The organism is Moorena sp. SIO4G3, assembly GCF_010692305.1.
Taxonomy (GTDB): domain Bacteria; phylum Cyanobacteriota; class Cyanobacteriia; order Cyanobacteriales; family Coleofasciculaceae; genus Moorena; species Moorena producens_A.
On sequence record NZ_JAAHIG010000678.1, the window covers coordinates 1 to 2,162 of the forward strand.

A 2,162-nucleotide genomic window follows, 5' to 3' on the forward strand; every position below is an offset into this window, starting at 1 on the left:
TAGGTGCGCTTGACCCATTAAGAATTAAATTCGCCACGGGTCGCACCTGAGGTACACAGTATTTTTTCCCTGTTCCCTGTTCCCTGTTCCCTGTTCCCTGCTCCCTGCTCCCTGCTCCCTAAAACCCAAATATTTGTACCTCACAAGTCGTATAATTGCTATAGCTTAATATCTTTTCCGCACTCTAACGTTAATGCCATATTTAGGACGTAGGGAAAATCTGGGGTCTATTTCTATGGATTGATTAGGAACTAATTCAATGTGAAACCGTTGCATTATAGCTGCTAAGATTAGTGTAGATTCCATCAGAGCTAAATTTTTGCCAATACAGATGTGTTGACCTGCACCAAAGGGAAAAAAGGCAAATTTAGGTCTTTGCTTCACTTTTTCAGGTAGAAATCGGTCAGGGTTGAACTGTTCTGGATTATCCCAAAAATCAGGATGGCGAAAAATAAAGTATTGAGCAATAGTGAAAATGGTACCTTTGGGAATAAAATATCCTTGAATTTCATCATCGTTTAAGGCAACTCTCGGTAGTCCTAAACCGATTGGGCAAAGACGTGAAGACTCATCAAATACGCGACGAGTGTATTCCAGTTGGAACAAATTCTCAACCGTAGGGTAATTTCCATTTAAAACGGTTTGTACTTCATCCTGCATCTGAGCCATAGCATCAGGATGGGTTCCGATTAGATACCATGTCCAAGCTAATGCAGTAGCTGTGGTTTCATGTCCCGCATTAATTAACGTAATTACTTCGTCTTGAAGTTCGCGTCCGCTCATCCCAATTCCAGTCTCTTCATCTTGAGCAGTTAGAAGCATTGACAGCAAATCATTTTGCTCTGAGGGATGTTCACGACGGTACTGGATAATGTCTAAAACGAGGCGGTCGAGTGTTTGTTTTGCTTTACGGAATTCAAAATTTCTGGGGGTAGGCATCCATACAGGTAGTGCCAGGGGGCTATTCATTCGGTAATAAACATATTCCAAAGCTGTTCGCAAAGACTGCCCTAGTTTATCTGTCTTACTACTGATATCAATAGTGACATACTCCTACACTGACCTTTTCAGGTTCAGTGTAGGCTTCTTACCAACTCCACCTATTGGTTCGGATACTCGGTAAGCTTTACTTCCGACGGGATGCCCCACCGCCAACTTCAAAATATTGATTGCCGCATTTACATCTCGATCTTCGGTAAAACCACAGTGAGGACAAGAATGAATGCGGTCTTTCAATTTTTTAGGTACTTTTGTTCCGCAACTAGAACAATTTTGACTGGTATTTTTAGGATTTACTGCGACTGCAATCAAACCAGCATTCTCGGCTTTGCTTGATAGTATCGACAGAAACTGACCCCAACCAGCGTCTAATACAGATTTAGCCATTTTAGTTTTGGCCAAACCTTTAATATTTAACTTTTCGTGAGCAACTAGATCATGATTATCTAGTAAGCTTTTTGCCGTTTTGAAATGAAAGTATTTTCTAGTGTCAGCGACTTTTTTGTGAGCTTTACCTAATCTGTTTACAACCTTCTTCCTGTTATTACTTCCTTTTTTAGATCTACTGACAGCTTTCTGAATTTTTTTTAATCGTTTCTGAGCTTTTCGGTAGTATTGTGGAATTGGTATTTCTGAACCATCAGATTTGATCAGAAATGATTTAAGACCCATATCTATTCCGATAGGATTTGATACTTGCTCAATCGGAATCACCTCAGGCACAGTATCATCCTGCAATGATAAGGTCACATAGTAACCATCGGATTTACGAGTAACTACAGCAGTTTTAATCTTAAATCCGTCTGAAATTGGCCTATGGTAAACCATTTTTACCCATCCAAATTTTGGAAGCATTAACTTATTCCCTTGGATAGGGTTTTTAGAGAAAGCAGAAAAAGTTAAAGACTTATATCTACTCTTACTCTTGAATCTAGGCTTGCCACTTCTATTACCGCTAGAGTCTCCTTTCAGGAATCTCTTGAAAGCAAAATCTACCCTTTTAACGCAGTCCTGTAGGACATTGGCGTGAATAGCTTGTTACGGTCGATGCCTGGTATTATCCAGGGCACCTCCGCTTCAGAACCGTGCGTGAAGTTTTCACCTCACACGGCTCCTGAGTATCTTTTTGGCTCCAGTGTAATTGCTGGTGACAACTTTGGTGA

General features: G+C 40.6%; 2 protein-coding genes. Both read right to left on the reverse strand.

Features of this window, described 5'->3' with window-relative positions:
• Positions 1-165 precede the first annotated feature (165 nt).
• Positions 166-1,002: a cytochrome P450 gene (locus F6J99_RS44475; RefSeq protein ID WP_293123703.1), complete on the reverse strand. Its 837-nt coding sequence runs from the start codon at positions 1,000-1,002 to the stop codon at positions 166-168.
• Between the two features lie 51 nt (positions 1,003-1,053).
• A complete protein-coding gene (locus tag F6J99_RS44480; protein WP_293123706.1) occupies positions 1,054-2,031 on the reverse strand; it encodes a transposase in 978 nt (325 codons plus the stop codon).
• Positions 2,032-2,162: the final 131 nt, after the last annotated feature.